At 49.0% G+C, this 16,817-nt stretch carries 12 protein-coding genes, 7 tRNA genes and 1 pseudogene; 4 read left to right on the top strand and 16 right to left on the bottom strand.

Annotated features, from left to right (window positions below; translation table 11 throughout):
• Nucleotides 1–289 precede the first annotated feature (289 nt).
• Entirely contained in the window at nt 290–1,135 is an 846-nt protein-coding gene (locus ACE5KN_RS22475) for an SPL family radical SAM protein (RefSeq protein WP_375527903.1), read from the top strand.
• Between the two features lie 51 nt (nt 1,136–1,186).
• Complete coding sequence (locus ACE5KN_RS22470) at nt 1,187–1,783, top strand: 3'-5' exonuclease (protein ID WP_375527902.1); 597 nt, start codon at nt 1,187–1,189, stop codon at nt 1,781–1,783.
• A gap of 470 nt (nt 1,784–2,253) precedes the next feature.
• Here ACE5KN_RS22470 and ACE5KN_RS22465 read toward each other — a convergent pair whose 3' ends face one another.
• Nucleotides 2,254–2,400: an SIR2 family protein gene (locus ACE5KN_RS22465; protein ID WP_375527944.1), complete on the bottom strand. Its 147-nt coding sequence runs from the start codon at nt 2,398–2,400 to the stop codon at nt 2,254–2,256.
• A 228-nt stretch (nt 2,401–2,628) separates the two neighbouring features.
• Between ACE5KN_RS22465 and ACE5KN_RS22460 the strand changes: the two genes are divergently transcribed.
• Both ACE5KN_RS22460 and ACE5KN_RS22455 read left to right on the top strand, forming a co-directional pair.
• The gene (locus ACE5KN_RS22460) at nt 2,629–4,116 is read left to right on the top strand and encodes a carboxylesterase family protein (RefSeq protein ID WP_375527901.1); all 1,488 of its coding nucleotides are present in this window, start codon (nt 2,629–2,631) and stop codon (nt 4,114–4,116) included.
• A 472-nt stretch (nt 4,117–4,588) separates the two neighbouring features.
• A pseudogene (locus tag ACE5KN_RS22455) lies at nt 4,589–4,978 on the top strand (IS110 family transposase); the annotation flags it as partial.
• 182 nt (nt 4,979–5,160) lie between these two features.
• On the opposite strand, the gene glmS reads toward ACE5KN_RS22455, so the two are convergent.
• From glmS to ACE5KN_RS22380, 15 genes are all read right to left on the bottom strand, one after another.
• On the bottom strand, nt 5,161–6,993 hold the full coding sequence (glmS, locus tag ACE5KN_RS22450) for a glutamine--fructose-6-phosphate transaminase (isomerizing) (RefSeq protein ID WP_375527900.1): 1,833 nt from the start codon (nt 6,991–6,993) through the stop codon (nt 5,161–5,163).
• 100 nt (nt 6,994–7,093) lie between these two features.
• Nucleotides 7,094–7,306 (bottom strand): hypothetical protein, encoded by a 213-nt coding sequence (locus ACE5KN_RS22445; RefSeq protein ID WP_375533156.1) that lies wholly within the window; start codon nt 7,304–7,306, stop codon nt 7,094–7,096.
• Between the two features lie 263 nt (nt 7,307–7,569).
• Entirely contained in the window at nt 7,570–8,910 is a 1,341-nt protein-coding gene (gene glmM, locus ACE5KN_RS22440; RefSeq protein WP_375527898.1) for a phosphoglucosamine mutase, read from the bottom strand.
• Between the two features lie 39 nt (nt 8,911–8,949).
• Nucleotides 8,950–10,398 carry a CdaR family protein gene (locus ACE5KN_RS22435; RefSeq protein ID WP_375527897.1) on the bottom strand — a complete coding sequence of 483 codons (1,449 nt, stop codon included), beginning with the start codon at nt 10,396–10,398 and terminating at the stop codon, nt 8,950–8,952.
• Complete coding sequence (gene cdaA / locus ACE5KN_RS22430; RefSeq protein ID WP_375527896.1) at nt 10,395–11,228, bottom strand: diadenylate cyclase CdaA; 834 nt, start codon at nt 11,226–11,228, stop codon at nt 10,395–10,397. The genes ACE5KN_RS22435 and cdaA overlap by 4 nt, the downstream gene beginning before the upstream one ends.
• Nucleotides 11,229–11,454: 226 nt before the next feature.
• Complete coding sequence (locus ACE5KN_RS22425) at nt 11,455–12,069, bottom strand: zf-HC2 domain-containing protein (protein ID WP_375527943.1); 615 nt, start codon at nt 12,067–12,069, stop codon at nt 11,455–11,457.
• A gap of 142 nt (nt 12,070–12,211) precedes the next feature.
• Entirely contained in the window at nt 12,212–12,778 is a 567-nt protein-coding gene (sigW, locus tag ACE5KN_RS22420) for an RNA polymerase sigma factor SigW (protein WP_375527895.1), read from the bottom strand.
• 130 nt (nt 12,779–12,908) lie between these two features.
• Nucleotides 12,909–15,701 carry a phosphoenolpyruvate carboxylase gene (ppc, locus tag ACE5KN_RS22415; RefSeq protein WP_375527894.1) on the bottom strand — a complete coding sequence of 931 codons (2,793 nt, stop codon included), beginning with the start codon at nt 15,699–15,701 and terminating at the stop codon, nt 12,909–12,911.
• Nucleotides 15,702–16,088: 387 nt separating this feature from the next.
• Nucleotides 16,089–16,162 (bottom strand) — tRNA-Gly (locus ACE5KN_RS22410).
• A 10-nt stretch (nt 16,163–16,172) separates the two neighbouring features.
• Nucleotides 16,173–16,246: transfer RNA gene (locus ACE5KN_RS22405), tRNA-Pro, on the bottom strand.
• A gap of 35 nt (nt 16,247–16,281) precedes the next feature.
• Nucleotides 16,282–16,358 (bottom strand) — tRNA-Arg (locus ACE5KN_RS22400).
• A gap of 6 nt (nt 16,359–16,364) precedes the next feature.
• A tRNA-Gly gene (locus tag ACE5KN_RS22395) sits at nt 16,365–16,439 on the bottom strand.
• A 6-nt stretch (nt 16,440–16,445) separates the two neighbouring features.
• A tRNA-Leu gene (locus tag ACE5KN_RS22390) sits at nt 16,446–16,526 on the bottom strand.
• A 12-nt stretch (nt 16,527–16,538) separates the two neighbouring features.
• Nucleotides 16,539–16,614: transfer RNA gene (locus ACE5KN_RS22385), tRNA-Lys, on the bottom strand.
• A gap of 5 nt (nt 16,615–16,619) precedes the next feature.
• Nucleotides 16,620–16,694: transfer RNA gene (locus tag ACE5KN_RS22380), tRNA-Gln, on the bottom strand.
• Nucleotides 16,695–16,817: the final 123 nt, after the last annotated feature.

Here is a 16,817-nt window from a genome sequence, read left to right as displayed (position 1 = left end):
TCCTCTGGTGTTCGCTCTTTGAGAGAAGATACACTAAAAATCTCCAGATCGTAGGGGTAAGAAAACACTGGATTATATTTAAGAGGCCTTATATTTTTTTCCTGTTTGAATGAATGAACGATTACACAAACCTCCTTTAAGAGTATTTGATGAACCGAAATGTCCGTAAAATATCATTAAATTTCCCGTTTTCGCCTTCATCAAATCTGACAAGTGACCTAAAATGATCATACCATAATATTGAGACGAAACAAAACAGGTATCAGCATCCGAAATATGGGAGGCTAACATGCAGGTTAATAGCATAACAGCAAAAAAAATCTTAACTGAAATGAAAGGAGATTCAAGTGTTGGTTTCACACATTCATTAAATCCTTATAGTGGTTGTGCTTTTGGATGTAGGTATTGCTACGTTAGAGAAATGCCTATTCAAAGGTACAGTGATACTCCCTGGGGAGAATGGGTAAGCATCAAAACAAATGCCGTCGGTAACTATCGGAATGAGATGGTCAATCTCCGCCGAAGAAATAAACCCATTAATCTTTTTATGTCTACTGCAACAGATCCCTATCAACCACTGGAACGGAAGACAGAGCTAACACGCTCTATTTTAGAGGAAATGGTCAAACACCCTCCAGATTTCCTTCAGATACAAACACGAAGTCCTCTTGTCGTAAGGGATCTTAATCTATTAATTGAACTAAATCAAAAATGTGAGGTCCTTGTCTCTATGACTATAGAAACAGATCGGGAAGATATGAAACGATTGTTCGCTCCCCATGCTCCAGGTATTAAGTTACGCTTGAAGGCATTAAAAGAAGTGAATAACGTAGGAATCGCTACCCAAGCTTCCATTTCGCCGGTACTTCCATTCACACCCGATTTTCCTAAAATACTGGAGTCCATCGTTGATCGGATCTACATCGACACACTTAACATTGGAGATGGAGCAAGAGGGAAACGTTCCGAGCGCTTAGGCATGCCATTTTTGTTTAAAGAGAACGAGTTGTCCGAATGGTATCAAATGGATATTCATCTTAGAGTGGAAAAGTATTTTAAAAAGTTTTTTCCGGAGGAAATGATATTCATTTCTTCCGATAAGGTTTATCCCTTAAAAGGAAAAGTGCTTGAATAGGCGGGGCCTATCCTTCTTTTAAGGTATAGGAAGATAAAGGAGAATGAACTTTTGAATTTTACAGCAATTGATTTTGAAACCGCAAACTTAAACCGATCGAGTGCGTGCTCCCTGGGTTTAGTTCAAGTTAGAGATGGGATTGTAACAGGTGAATATGAATGGCTAATTGATCCACAACAGCCTTTTAATCGAATGAATATTGCCATCCATGGTATTACACCTTTCATGGTTGACGAGCAACCAATATTTGGAGAACTATGGACAACCATTGAACCACTAGTATCCGGAGAAATTATTATTGCACATAATGCTGTTTTTGATATAAGCGTGCTAAGGTGTTGTTTAGATGCCGCTGAAAAAAGCTATCCAGAGATACAATATTTATGTACGTACAGAATTGGGAAAAAGCTGCTACAAGAGCTATCCTCCCATAAATTAAACATCATCTCTAACCATTTCGGAATTCGTTTAAATCACCATAATGCGCTCGATGACGCCCGGGCATGTGCCCAAATTATGTTAAATTTAATGGAACAGCAAAAGGAATGTGATCCGCTGCTTTTTGCGAAATCCCTGGGATTTCAGGCGGGATCCCTGTATTCAGGTGGGTATACGCCCTTCAGGAAACATAAAATCAATCAAAAATAGGTAAAAAACAAAGCGGAATAGATTTAAATGAACGTTTCCCGTTAGGTTCACGCTAGCGTTTATTCTACAACTTCATTATTTCGGTCTAGTTTTTTTATTGTTCAGTAATTCATTTTATCGAACACAACAAATCTTTTGCATTTCTCCGCCCCATGAATTACTATTTTTTTCATTATACACCTCTCAAATTAATCCCCATTTGTCTAGAGACACAATTAATTAGATCGTAAGCATAAGACCAGTATTGGCGTCCACTCTATCAACTTCAATATTGGTAATAGTGTCGCTTTTTAGTACGTTATAAACTGTTTCTTCAATTTGCTTTAGGAACTCTATATCAACTGAATCTTGATACAAAGCCTCGTATAGCTTATCGTATGTTTGCAGTTTCTTGTAGACTCTTATTGATTCCCCATTACGAGTTTTCCCTAGGTGGTGTAGTCTCTGGGTTTATTACCTCCAAGCTCCAGTCAACGGACCTTATCAATCATTGGCTCTGATTTTGTATCAATACTCTGTTTAACATTGTATAGAATGGATTTTATATTTTTATCACTTAAACTGTAACCTATGAAAATAATTGGATGTTCCATGAAATAGGCAAATAGTTTAGCAATTAAATAGATTTGCTTCTCAAAAAAATTTTCGTAATCTTGCTGTTCAACGGTCGGTAGCTACGGCATTCCGTATCTTCCCTCTTGTTGGACGTGCACACCATCACGGCATCCTCAATCAATCCAAGGCCGATGGGGTTGACTGAAATGTCCGAAATATGTCAGTCATAGTCTTGATTTTACCTTTTGTTATTATAAATAATGACCTAAAATGATCATATCATCTTACTTATGAAAGGACCAATACAAATGAAACCTGACCACACCCTCAACGGAAGGACCGAACACATGAACAATACCGATACCGCTGCCCGAGCGATCCGCTCCTGGCTGGGCATCCCCTACGCCAGTGCAGAACGCTTTCGCCGCCCTATTTTGCTGCCGTTCAACCCGGTCCTGCCATACGACCAGAAGGGACCCGCACCGCTGCAACCCGGCGATAATAGCTGGTTGGAGGCCGACAACGGATTCAGCGAGGACTGCCTGAACCTCAACGTCTGGGCACCCGAAGACGCTGGCGACGAACCGCTCCCCGTGATCGTCTACATCTACGGTGGCGGCTTCGAACGCGGCGCGAACACCCAGACCACCTCAAACGCCTCAGGTCTCGCCGCGACCGGCCGCGCCATTGGGGTGTCCCTGAACTACCGGCTCGGCCCGTTCGGTTGGCTCTCGCTCTCCCAATACGGTGGCGCGTTCACGGACGCCACTAACCTCGGCCTGCAGGACATCATCACCGCGCTCAGATGGGTGCAGGAGAACATCGCTCGCTTCGGTGGCGACCCTCAGAACGTCACCGTCACCGGCCACAGCGCCGGCGCGTTCTCCTCGATAGCGCTCCTCGCAGCACCGGCGGCTGACGGCCTCTACCAGCGCCTCGCTGCATTCTCCGGTGGTGCATCCCGGATCGTTCCCGCCTGGTGGGCCGAAGAACTAGCGAACACGTTTCTCACCGAACTCGGCATCACGGACGATCCCGAACAACTGCTCACCCTGGATGGGAAGCTCCTCGCCGAGACGCTCGTTAAGGTTAACCCACGTGACATCGGCGACCGAAACGGCATCGACAACACGACTATTGGCATCGTGAACGATCACTCTCAGACCGGTGGCGTTCTCGCCGACACACCGCTGCGTGTCCTCGAATCCGGGCGTCACCGCGACGTCGACATTCTCTTTAGCACGGCGACGAACGAGGGGGACTGGTGGGTTATCAACGCGACCGAGCAGTTCGACCCGGGCAGCATCGACAACCTCGTTGACGAATTGGTAACGAAGTCTCGGATCCCTCGAAGCCGTGCTCGGCGCATCGTCGCCGCCTACGACGTCAACGGACGCACTCCGGTCGAAGTACGCGGGGCGCTCTTGACCGACTACCTCTATACCCTACCCGCCGCCCGTGCGGCACTCGCCCACGCCGCTGCAGGCGGCAACGCCCACCTGCTCGCCGTTGGCCCTGTCGAGGGTGCGCCAGCCGTACACGGCACAGAGATGTACGGCATCGTCGGCCAGCAACGCCCCCAACATAGCGACGAGCAAGCCATCAGGGACACCTTCGTTCGCGACGCCCTCCTCGACTTTGCCGCAGGCAAGCACGATCGGCTTTGGAACTCCGTGACCACGGAACCTATCACACATGGGATTGGCAACCCACCGTTCGACCCCACCGCCCATGCGGCCGAAGTCCTGCGCATCTTCGCGGGCATTGAACGGCCCTGAACTGCCCCCAACGCGCACGGGGTCGCGCACCGATCCAACTCACTTAGCAGCGTCGGCGGCCCCGCCGGCAGCACGTGAGAACAGCTTCATGACCAGGAAATTGACTATGACCCCCAGCACCGAGATAAGGAAAAAGTTGGCCAGTTGAGGCAGCAAGGAATTGAAGAAGTCTACTGTCGCCTAGAGGCTCAGGACGAACGCTGGCGGCGTGCCTAATACATGCAAGTCGAGCGGTCCCTTTGGAGGGATAGTGGTGAACGGGTGGATAACACGTAGGCAACCTTACGGCTGGCGAGGAAGGTCGGTGAACTATGGTGCCACGAGCCCTACCGTTAGTCTGACTTCAACGACCTCGGTGCACCACGAATTGTCGCTCCTTCGGGAAGCACGCAGAGTAGGTTAACCCTTTTCTGGTTGTTTCAACAGTCCTCAATTGAGTTTGCCGTCAGAAAGGTGATCGTTATAGAAATTTCTTGTAGTCAATGCTCAGCACATGAAGGCTGTTCCTGGACGCAAGACAGATGTGAAAGACGCCGAATGGATTGTAGACTTGCTGCGTCACGGACTATCAAAGGCAAGTTACATTTCGGACCGGAATCAGCGTGAGTTGCGGGAATTAGTCCGTTACCGCCGCAGCTTCATTCAGGAACGAGATCGTGAACATAACCGTATACAGAAAGTTCTTGAAGGTGCCAACATCAAGCTGGCTTCCGTTGTCTCTGACATTATGGGCGTTTCTAGCCGCGATATGCTTGAGGCCATGGTCAATGGCGAAACGGATCCCGAGAAACTTGCTGGTTTCGCACATAGAACCATGAAGAAAAAGAAAAATGAACTTGAGCTTGCTTTGCGTGGAAATATGAGCATTAATTCCTATTTTTATTATAAAGATATGAAAATCAAATTAATAACTTTTTATTGTAAATTTAGTCTGTTTCCAGCAACTTAAAAAACCGGTCATCCTAAATATGGACAACCGGTTTTAATACTCGTACACCAACTTTAATGTAACTGAACACAAAAAAGATTACGTTTTAAAAATAATTACTCCACCGTCACGCTCTTCGCCAGGTTACGGGGCTTATCGACATCATGACCCAACGCGAGAGAAGCGTAGTATGCCAGCAGTTGAAGCGTTACGACCGAAAGCGCAGCTGTCAGAACCGGCAGAGTTTTCGGAATCGTAATCACATGGTCTACGGATTTCAGCAGCTCGGCAGCGTGCTCTTCATAGGAGATCGCGAGAACCTCGGCGCCGCGTGCTTTCACTTCCTTGATATTGCTCAATGTTTTCTCCATCACGGATTCTTGGGTGATTAAGGAGATGACAGGAACGCCATCTTCAATCAGAGCCAGCGTGCCATGCTTCAGCTCGCCCGCAGCATAAGCTTCGGAATGAATGTAGGAGATCTCCTTCAGCTTCAGAGAGCCCTCTTGCACTACAGCGTAGTCCTGGCCGCGGCCAATGAAGAACAGATGCTTGTGCTTCGCAATATGCTCGGCGTAAGATTTGATCGTATCCGCATTGTTTAGCATCGCTTCCACTTGCTCAGGCAGTGATTCCATTGCCGCCAATACATGGGCAATTTCGTCCTTGGTCATCGTACCGCGCACTTGTGCAAGATACAGACCGAACAGATAAAAAGCAATCAGCTGCGAAGTGTATGCTTTAGTCGAAGCTACGGCAATCTCAGGACCGGCCAGCGTGACGAGCACATCGTCCGCATCGCGGGCGATGGAGCTGCCAACTACGTTGGTAATTGCCAGCACATGTGCGCCGTTAGCTTTCGCTTCACGCAGCGCCGCCAACGTATCGGCCGTTTCGCCGGATTGACTGACTACGATCACGAGCGTCTCCGGAGTGATGATTGGCGAACGGTAACGGTATTCGGATGCCACATCATTCTCAACCGGAATGCGGGCAAACTGCTCAATTACCGTGCGACCGATCAGACCGGCATTATATGCCGTACCGCAGGCAACAATCTGGACATTGCGGATATTTTTAATCTGCTCGACAGACAGCTTCAGCTCCGGCAGAACGACCTGATGATTGTCATGATCGATACGTCCAAGCATCGTATCCCGGTAAGCTCGTGGCTGCTCATGAATTTCTTTCAGCATGAAATGCTCATAACCGCCTTTTTCAGCAGTCACGGCATCCCAATCGACATGGATCATTTCCCGAGCAATAAAGTTCCCTTCAATCGTCAACAGTTCGACAGCGTCCTTCGTCAGCACTGCCATCTCACCGTCTTCGAGAATGTATACTTTACGTGTATATTTTAAGATAGCAGGAATATCAGAACCAATGAAATTTTCGCCTTCCCCTACACCGATGACCAGCGGGCTTGCCTGACGAACAGCAACCAATCTGTCTGGCTCATATTCGGTCAATACCCCCAGCGCAAACGCTCCGCGGATATGGGTAATAGCTTTTTGCACCGCTTTGACGATGTCACCCTCGTACTCACGCGCGATCAAGTGGGACACGATTTCCGTATCCGTTTCGGACAGGAACGTATGCCCTTCCTTCAACAGCTCCTCTTTCAGCTCCAGGTAATTCTCGATAATGCCGTTATGAACAACTGAGAATTTCCGGCTTTCATCCATATGCGGATGAGAGTTTACGTCAGATGGCTTACCGTGTGTAGCCCAGCGCGTATGTCCGATACCGGCGCTGCCGATCAGTGGAGCTCCTTCCAGCTTCGCTTCCAGGTTGGCAAGGCGGCCTTTGGACTTTGCAACTTTAAGACCATCGTTCGTAAATACGGCGATTCCCGCCGAATCGTACCCGCGGTATTCCAACTTGCTCAAGCCATCCAGCAAAATTTCCTGTGTATTCTTATCCCCAATATACCCTACAATACCACACATGTTCGATTTCCTCCGATCATCATTTCAACAGAATGGGACCAAGAAAAAAAGCATGCGGTATATGCGGGAAAGAGTTCATTATGAAGTTGTCAAAGATAACCTAATCGACAATTAAAAACTTCACGAATGTCACGTTTTCCCGTACCGCACAGCTGCTGATGGCCGCACATTCATGAAATGAATTCACAATTTTATATTTAGTGGCATCTACCGGGTCGTTGTGAAAATGGTCACCCATTTCTTTTCCGAAAACCGGTTTACGGTTGAGATGCATCACCGGGAGGTCCCCGCCGAACATTTCGAACACCTCCACCTCGTCAGCTTGATATGCCGTGAACCTCAGTTCCCCCGCGCATATATACAAGCTCTGGCGCTTAGTGGTTGTAAACCTCACTGTCCTCACTTTCTATTCCTGAATCAAAATACTTCATACATTATATGCATGTCTATGTCGATTTGGCAATGGTTTTTGTTCCATGCTTGTACCAATTTTTCTTTCATATAGTTTCCCGTGCCCGATACCGTCTGAATCCAAAGGATGTCCTGCAGCGCTCGGGCACAGGCTCAACCGTACCTTTACACGAGCTCTTTTTTCACAACTTCGACAATTTCTTCGACATAACGCTCAAGCTCAGCCTTGTCAGGGCCCTCCGCCATTACCCGGATCAACGATTCCGTACCGGAAGGGCGAACAAGCACACGTCCGTTGTCGCCGAGCTTCTGCTCGACCTTTTGAATGGCTTCAGCAATGGCCGCATTGCCAGGATAATTGGTCTTATCCTGTACACGAACGTTCACCAGCACCTGAGGATACTGCTTCATTAAGGACTTCAGTTCACTGAACTTCTTGCCGGACGCCACAAGGGTATCGACCAACTGAATGGCAGTCAGCATACCGTCGCCAGTTGTATTATAATCCAGGAAAATTACGTGCCCTGACTGCTCCCCGCCCAGATTGTAGCCGCCACGGCGCATTTCCTCCATGACATAACGATCGCCAACAGCCGTTTTCGCTGTTTTCAGGGAAAGTTTCTCAGCCGCTTTATAGAAACCGATATTGCTCATAACCGTAGACACAATTGTGCTGTCTTTCAGCTTGCCGGCACGGTTCATGGCATCCCCGCAAATGCAGAGAATGAAATCCCCGTCTACCTCTTCCCCATTTTCATCAATGGCGATCAGACGGTCCGCATCCCCGTCAAAAGCAAGACCGATATCCGCTTTCAGACGGAGAACCTCCTCCTTCAGCTTCTCCGGATGCGTAGACCCGCAATGATCGTTAATATTCAAGCCGTTTGGATCCGCCCCGATTGCGATCACTTCCGCGCCCAGCTCTGCGAAAAGCTTGGGAGCCAGCTCGTAAGCCGCACCGTTGGCGCAGTCCAGAACAATTTTAAGCCCTTTAAAAGAGTTGGAAACCGTCGTCTTCAAGTAATCCAGGTACAGGTAACGGGATTTGTCATCCACGGTTACTGCACCCAGCCCGCTTCCCACAGGGCGAGGCAGCTGATCCTCCTCCGCATCCATTAATGCTTCGATCTTCAGCTCCGTCTCATCCGACAGCTTGAATCCGTCCCCTCCAAAAAACTTGATCCCGTTATCCTCAACCGGATTATGAGAAGCGGAAATCATGACCCCCGCATCCGCTTTGAGCATGCGTGTTATATATGCAACACCTGGTGTGGAGACCACTCCCAGACGAATGACATTCGCTCCAATGGACAGTAATCCGGCCACCAGGGCCGATTCCAGCATAACCCCCGAAATCCGGGTATCCATGCCAATCACAACCGTCGGTTTCTCCACATTTCCAGCCAGCACGTAACCGCCGCAACGTCCGATGCTGTAGGCCAATTCCGCCGTCAGCTCTTTATTTGCTACGCCTCTTACGCCGTCTGTGCCAAAATATTTTCCCATTATAATGACTCCCTCTTTAATATATATGTTTGGTTTATCTTAAGGCTGACCTGTATCCCCTGTGTTGTCCTGACTGCCCTGCTGGGGGGCATCCTGTCCGCCCTCCGCCGTTCCCCCTGCCGCAGCGCCATCCGCAGGCTGAGCGTCGGGAGCACCTCCGACATTCGCGGCGTCGCCGCTCTGTCCCGACGAATTCGCTCCCGTATCCCCCTCCGAACCCGTGACAGTTGGCTCCGAACCACCTTGCACTTGTACGGTAATCGATAACGAAGCTCCTTCATCTGCAAGTGAAATATACTTCGGCAGCGTTACCTTGAGGGGCACATCATGCTGCCCGGGCTCCAGGCCCGCAACATCCGCCACCAATATAATATCGTTATCCGTCAGCTCCTTCACTAGATCTTCCGGTCCATTGATACTGACATTCATGGTCTGGCTTTCCGGGGTCACTATCGTAACACTTCCGGAATCGCCGGCTCCGCTGATTTGGATCGGAACGTTCTCTATCGTCCTCTGTGTTGTGGGCACCGCTCCACCCGGAGCTACCGTAACATCCAGCGTAATTGCTGACGGATCTACTCTTTCCGCCCCGGCAGGCACGGTCAGCTTGGCCTCAACCTGCTTGGTCCCTGCCTCCGTCAACGTGCTAAGATCCAGAGTCGCAGTAACATTTCCCGTTAATCCCGACAATACGGAGGTTGGAGCATATACACTCGCCTCTGTTACGCTGGACTTCACACTGGCCACAACCAGGCCGTCCGGCAGGTCGCCTGTGTAGCTCACCCGTATGGGCATTGTTTTGTAGCCCTGAACAATCGGCACTTCAGCGGACACCGTAGCAGGCTCAATCACAGCCTCCTCAATTTCCTGGCCGTTTTTATCGTATGCTTTTAGACGTACTTTGCGTTCGGACACATTTTCCTTTGCTCCGCTTACGTCCACGATACCGCGCACAGAAGCCACCGCTTCAAGCCGGCTCTCCGCCAAAGTGACATTCACGGCGGCAGGGTCCGAGGAAGGAGTGCCAAGCCTCATACCAGCCGCCGGCTCACCAGCCGTCGAAATCGTTACATTGAATGACTTTGTTTTCTTCTCTTCCACCGTTACCGTAACCATGGACGGATTAATGGAGATAACCTCAACTCCGGAAGGCAGATCAGCTCTCAGCGGCAGCGTTTCCGTCCCGGCCTTCACATTGGATAAATCCACAGTTACTTTATAGTCGTCCGTAAAAAAAGAAGTCAACAGGGAACGCTGTCCCCTAACCTCAAGATTCACCCTGTCCGTACTCATGGCAGAAAGCACATAATTGTCATTCAGTCCCACCGCCTGAACAGCTACATCTTTTATTGTTTTATTGTCATAAGCCGTTGTAATTCCCGGCGAAGTCGTGCCGCTGTCCAGATGGACCATAGCCCAAAGCAGGATGCTGATCAACAAAGCCAGTATTTTGGAAAAAGTTGCATTATTAAACCATCTGTCCATCATGAATTGGTGGCGCCTCCCCCCCGCTTCCAGAACGGCTTGCGCTTTTCCTTAGTCGATGTGGCCGGGCGCAGTTCCTCATATAATTTGGAGATCAGCGATTCTTCTTTAATGTCCCTGACTACCTGCCCGTTAATAGCAAGCGAAATTTGGCCTGTCTCCTCAGACACGACAATGGAAACCGCATCAGCCATCTCACTAACGCCGATCGCAGCCCGGTGTCTTGTACCAAGCTCCTTGCTGATAAAGGGATTCTCCGATAGAGGTAGATAACATGCTGCGGCTGCAATCTGGTTGTTCTGAATAATAACCGCCCCATCATGCAGAGGCGTATTCGGAATAAAGATATTGATAAGCAGCTCCGAACTCACTACGGCCTGGGTTCTTATCCCGGACTCCGTATATTCGTTCAAACCGGTCTCGCGCTCAAAGACAATCAGGGCACCGATCTTCCTTCGGGAAAGATAGTTCAGCGCTTTGATAATCTCGCCGATCAGCTTATTCAGTTCTTCATCCTCGGCAGACGAACGGCCAAACAGCTTCCCCCTTCCGAGCTGCTCAAGCCCCCGTCTGAGCTCAGGCTGAAAGATAATAAAGACCGCCAGCACCCCAAAGGTGAACATCTGGTTCATCAACCACTTCAGCGTATACAAATCAAACCAGGTGCTTAGAGCCCATATCACAACCAGCACGAGGATTCCTTTGAGCAGCTGAACTGCCCGGGTCCCCCGTACCAGCAATATAATCTGATATATAATGTACGTTACAATTAAAATATCGATCAAGTCCTTAATGGACTCTTTCCAGGTCATATCCGTAAAGTACTCCAGCATGCGCATGCCCCCGCAATGTCAGTAATAAGTGGGTCGTTTAAAGCATCAGTATGTATATAGTATGGTCTCTTTATCTAGGTTATAACGATCGCCGTCAGGTTGCAAGCCGAACTCCGAATTTAATGGTGCATTCCGGTTATTTTCACAAAATTCTGGAACATTCTAACTCGAAAAAGCGCCCTTTTCTTGGAAAAAGGCGCTTTTCATAGGTACTGCCAGCCAAGCCCTAGCGGTATGCCACTTCTGTGAATAAATCCGAAATTTTATACCATACCCAATCCAGTGCCCGGTCAATGCTCTTTACCTGTCCCGATATATGTGCGGTTGACGCCTGATAATAGGATCCGTCAATCACCGTCAAATTTCCTTCTACATCCCCGTAGACTTGAGCAGTTCCATTTTCCACCGTCAAATCTCCATTGATGGCCTTGCCTTCAGGCACAATTACCGTGTTGCCATGGATGACCACCTGATCCAGATTGTCCCCACGGACCACAAGCTGGCTGTTTTGGCCCCAATTGCTCAAAAGGCTGGATAGGATAACAACAAGGAAGAAAGCCGCAGCCGTTGCAGCCGGATGTCTTCTGATCCATTTGACCCATGGCTGTTGCCGTTTCGGTGTTGGCATAACACCCAAAATCCGATCGGTCAACTCATCCGTTACAGAAGGCAGGGGGTGCTGGATTCCGAACAGCATCATTTCGGTCCGCTCCAGCTCTTTAAACCGCATCCGGCAATCCTGGCATTCCAGCAGATGATCCTGCAGCTCTTCCTTTTCCAGCATGGACAGATCGCCATCCAGGTATAGGTGCATCAAAGAGACGGCCTCTTTGCATTCCATATGAGCCAATCCTTTCTTGTAGTCTTCCGACTTGCAGCCAGCAGACGCGGACACACAGGGTCGGCGCATCCCGTTGGCGCAAGATCCGTTCATACAACATTACATACGCTGCCGCAGCAGATATGTTTCACAAAAATATAAGCTACAATTTGTGTTCAAGCTTTTTCCGCAAAAACTCACGCCCCCGGTGTACCCGCGTCTTAATTGTCGTGACCGGCAAATTAAGCACATCGCTGATCTCCTGGAGGGACATATCCTGTAAATAGCGGAGCACCATAATGGACTTGTACTTAGCCGGCAAGCTGTCTATAGCTTCCCGGATTTGAGTCTGCGTCTCCAGCAGCAGGGTCTCACCTTCAGGTGTACGTTCATCACTTGGAAGCATGGCGTACCCATCGCTGCCCTCCTGCTCATTGATTTCCGCATCCAGAGAATATGTAGGCTTTCTTCTTCGCAACCGGTCAATGCATAAATTGGTAGCAATCCGGTATATCCATGTGGAGAACTTTTGATTGGGATCGTACTTATCCAGGTTGCGGTAAACGCGTAAAAACGTCTCCTGTACCATATCTTCAGCTTCATGCCGGTTCCCCAGCATGCGGTACGTCAGATGAAATATTTTATCTTTGTAAAGCTCCACTAGCTCCGCAAAGGCCCGCTGATCCCCTTTTAGAATCAGCCTGACCAAGCGGCTGTCCATGTTTTCCACCGTTATTCCCCCAGACTTGCTGATGGGCTGAAATGATTTTGTTCCTGCTAACAATAACAGAGCAGCCGGGTCCTCATTAGAGCACCCGACTGCATATTTTAAAACATCCTCTGCACTCTCTGCAAACGCATCAGCCGGTATTCCTTAGCCCTGCCGCAATACCGTTGATGGTAAGCAATACTTCCCGCAGCAGCTCTGCGTCTTCGCCGCTTTGCTCTCTCGTTGCACGCAGCTCGCTTAACAGCTGCACCTGCAGGTAGCTTAGCGGATCGACATAAGGGTTCCGCAACCGGATGGACTCCTGAATAACAGGGACATTATCCAGAATTTCATTCTGCCCTGTAATTTTCAGTATTAGGCTGGAAGTCAGCTCATATTCCTGCGTGATTAGTCCGAGTATACGCTGGCGTGCTTCATCATTCCCCGTCATGCCCGAGTATTCCTTGGCAATCAGCAGATCCGCTTTGGCAATGGCCATTTGCAGCGTATCGATCAAGGAACGGAAGAACGGGAACTCCCGGTACATCGTCTGCAGCACCTGCAAATTCTCTTCCTTGTCCTGATAGAAGCTTTGCAGTCCTGAGCCGGCTGCATACCAGGCTGGCAGCAAGTAACGGCTCTGTGTCCAAGCAAACACCCAAGGAATAGCACGCAAATCCTCGAAGCGGTCGCTGTTTTTGCGCTTCGACGGCCTGGAGCCGATGTTAAGCTCTCCAATTTCCGGAAGCGGCGTAGATTCTTTAAAGAAGGAAAAAAAGTCCGGATCACGGAAAATCAGGTCCTGATATTTTTCCAGCGAGACTGCGGAAATCTGTGAGATAATAGTTTCCCACTGTTCATTCAGCTTTTCTTCCTTGCCGGATCGGCGATACATGGCCGAGGTCAGCAGAGCAGATGTCGCCTGTTCAAGACTGCGATAAGCGATTCCTTTTAAAGAATAACGGGACGAAAGCACTTCTCCCTGCTCTGTAATCTTGATCCCTCCACCTACCGTTCCCGGCGGCTGAGCCAGAATGCTGCGGTTCAGCGGCATGCCTCCCCGTCCAAGCGCTCCTCCACGCCCATGGAAGAATTTCAGCTTGATATCGAACTCGCCCGCCACCTTGGTCAACTCGTACATGGCTACACGAAGCTCATAATTCGCCGTTACGACCCCGCCATCCTTGTTGCTGTCCGAATAACCGAGCATAATTTCCTGCATTTGATTCATCGCTGCTACCGACTGGCGGTAAACCGGAAGCTTCAGCAGTCTTCTCATGATTTCCGGAGCGGCATGCAGGTCATCGATTGTCTCGAAGAGCGGAACGGATTGAATGCTGCAGACGACTGTGCCGTCCACTTCCTTGCGGAACAAGCCGGATTCTTTGGCCAGAACCATCACTTCCAGCATATCGCTTGCACCCTGTGTCATACTGATCAGGTAGCTTGTGATGCATTGTTTACCATATTCCTGCTGAGCCTTGTAAATGGTCTGGTAAACGTTCAGGCACTCTCGTGTGCTTTCACTGTAATCCAGGTAACGCGAAGTGATCGGACGCGGATCATTCATCAAGGTTTCCAGAAGCTCAATCTTCTCTTCCTCGGACAGAGCTTTGTAATCAGGCGTAATGTTCATTTTTGCCAAAATCTCCGCCATGGCATTTTCATGCTCCTGGCTGTGCTGGCGGATATCCAGAGTTGCCGTATGGAAACCAAACAGCTCGACCTGACGTATTACCTTTTGAATGTAAGTGTCCGCCACATAATCAGCAAAGTGAGTACGCAGGCTGCTGTCGATGATATTAAGGTCTGCAATAAGCTCTTCAGCGCTTGTGTACTGCTCTTTGGTGCCCCTTTTGGCATCATCAAGCACGTTGTTCACTTTGGCGATCATGTAGGCCAATTTAATGCGGTACGGCTCTTTTTCATTATGCCAGATTTCCATCTTCTTCAGAGGAACATTTAGTTTGTCCTGCTCTATGGAAGCCAATAGCTCCTCGGATACGCTCACGATGCTTGTGCTGAAGCTCAACGAACCCATCAGGTCATGCAGAATGCGCTGATACTCCCGCACAGCCAGCTTGCGCTGCATCCGCAGCGTATCCAATGTAATATCAGAGGTTACAGAAGGATTTCCGTCTCTGTCCCCGCCAATCCAGGAACCGAAGCGGAGATAAGTCGGGATATGCCATCTTGTATCCGGATAATATTTATTCAGGCACCGTTCAAGCTCCTGATACACATCAGGGAGTACATGGAACAGCGTCTCATGGAAAAAATACATGCCGTTGCGGACTTCGTCCAGTACCGTCGGCTTGCGGTCCCGCAGCTCATCGGTTTGCCACAGCGTAATGATCTCATTCAACAGGTTCTGACGAAGCTGTTCGCGCTCACGGTTGGTCAGCGTCGGATTATCCAATTGCATAACATAATCGGATATGCGCTTATGAATATCCAGAATAGCACGCCGCACGGCTTCTGTCGGGTGAGCGGTCATTACGAGCTCCAGGGAGAGCTCCTCCAGTATGGAGTGTACATCCTCTGCTGTGAATCCCTGCTCCTTCAGCTCCTGAACGGATTTTTCGATAGAGCCAGGCTGGATTTCCTCACCAGCAGAGCGTTCGTAATCACGCTTTCTGCGAATACGGTGATTTTGCTCTGCAATGTTCACCAGTTGAAAATATATGGCGAAGGCTCGGATAACCTGATGCCGGATTTCCGGCTCCAGACCCCCGATCATGGATTTGAAATCATCGAAAAGCTCAGGCAAAAATTCAGCCCGTAAGGATTTGCTCGTTTCTCTTATTCTCTCTACGATGTCAAGAAGCTCATTACCTCCCTGGTGTACAAGAACCTCTCCGAGAATCGTACCCAAAAAACGAACGTCACGCCGCAGTAGATTGTTCGATTGGCTTTTATTTGCGGTCAACGTAAGCTCAGTCATGCTTTTCCTCCCATCTTATCCGATATTCACACCACGAAAAATTGACACTTTCTTAACATCATACAATAAAAATCGGTGAAAAGCTTTAATTTTAAACGGAAAAATTCGAGGAAAAAGAACTTTATTATTTCCAATAGGCATGTTTTTTTATTCATAAAGGTAAATTATTATACTCCAGGTGACTTTCGTATATATATGGACGATTTACCTTGAGATCAGCGCTTTAGTTTGCACTTTTGAATTCTTCATACTTCTGCTTTTTTAGGGTTTGGGGGCTGCATAAATGTATATAGAAAAATGGAGAAAGCCAAACCATACCGAGTGCTTTCTCCAGCCTATAATCTTATTAAAATGCAAAAAAAGCCTTGCGGCTTTGTATGTACACAATGGAGCGGGTGATGGGAATCGAACCCACGCTACCAGCTTGGAAGGCTGGAGTTCTACCATTGAACTACACCCGCATATGAAGTATCGGGACGACACGATTTGAACATGCGACCCCCTGGTCCCAAACCAGGTGCTCTACCAAGCTGAGCTACGTCCCGATAATTCGAAATAATGCAATTTACATAAAGCATTATGGCGTCCCCTGAGAGATTCGAACTCCCGACCTTTTGATTCGTAGTCAAACGCTCTATCCAGCTGAGCTAAGGGGACAAATCATGGAGCGGACGACGGGAATCGAACCCGCGACCCTCGCCTTGGCAAGGCGATGCTCTACCGCTGAGCCACGTCCGCAAGTGATGCGCGTGGAGGGACTTGAACCCCCACGTCAAAGACGCTAGATCCTAAGTCTAGTGCGTCTGCCAATTCCGCCACACGCGCATATTGTAAAACTGGTGAGCCATGAAGGACTCGAACCTTCGACACCCTGATTAAAAGTCAGGTGCTCTACCGACTGAGCTAATGGCTCGTAAATGGCTGGGGATATAGGATTCGAACCTATGCATGACGGAGTCAAAGTCCGTTGCCTTACCGCTTGGCTAATCCCCATTATGCATATGAATAAAATTCCCCATTACCAGTCATTTTATTAGAAATATGGTGGAGGCTGAGGGGATCGAACCCCCGACCCTCTGCTTGTAAGGCAGATGCTCTCCCAGCTGAGCTAAGCCT

This window comes from Paenibacillus terreus, assembly GCF_042138595.1.
Taxonomy (GTDB): domain Bacteria; phylum Bacillota; class Bacilli; order Paenibacillales; family Paenibacillaceae; genus Paenibacillus; species Paenibacillus terreus.
The sequence above is the reverse complement of the archived record's forward strand: the minus strand, read 5'-3'. Positions and strand labels throughout refer to the sequence as shown.

What these genes read in the sequence shown, in the direction of transcription:
- ACE5KN_RS22475 (WP_375527903.1), top strand. Translation starts at nt 290, where the DNA reads ATGCAGGTTAATAGCATAACAGCAAAAAAAATCTTAACTGAAATGAAA.
- ACE5KN_RS22460 (WP_375527901.1), top strand. Translation starts at nt 2,629, where the DNA reads ATGAAAGGACCAATACAAATGAAACCTGACCACACCCTCAACGGAAGG.
- glmS (WP_375527900.1), bottom strand. Translation starts at nt 6,993, where the DNA reads ATGTGTGGTATTGTAGGGTATATTGGGGATAAGAATACACAGGAAATT.
- glmM (WP_375527898.1), bottom strand. Translation starts at nt 8,910, where the DNA reads ATGGGAAAATATTTTGGCACAGACGGCGTAAGAGGCGTAGCAAATAAA.
- ACE5KN_RS22435 (WP_375527897.1), bottom strand. Translation starts at nt 10,398, where the DNA reads ATGATGGACAGATGGTTTAATAATGCAACTTTTTCCAAAATACTGGCT.
- cdaA (WP_375527896.1), bottom strand. Translation starts at nt 11,228, where the DNA reads ATGCTGGAGTACTTTACGGATATGACCTGGAAAGAGTCCATTAAGGAC.
- ACE5KN_RS22425 (WP_375527943.1), bottom strand. Translation starts at nt 12,069, where the DNA reads ATGGAATGCAAAGAGGCCGTCTCTTTGATGCACCTATACCTGGATGGC.
- ppc (WP_375527894.1), bottom strand. Translation starts at nt 15,701, where the DNA reads ATGACTGAGCTTACGTTGACCGCAAATAAAAGCCAATCGAACAATCTA.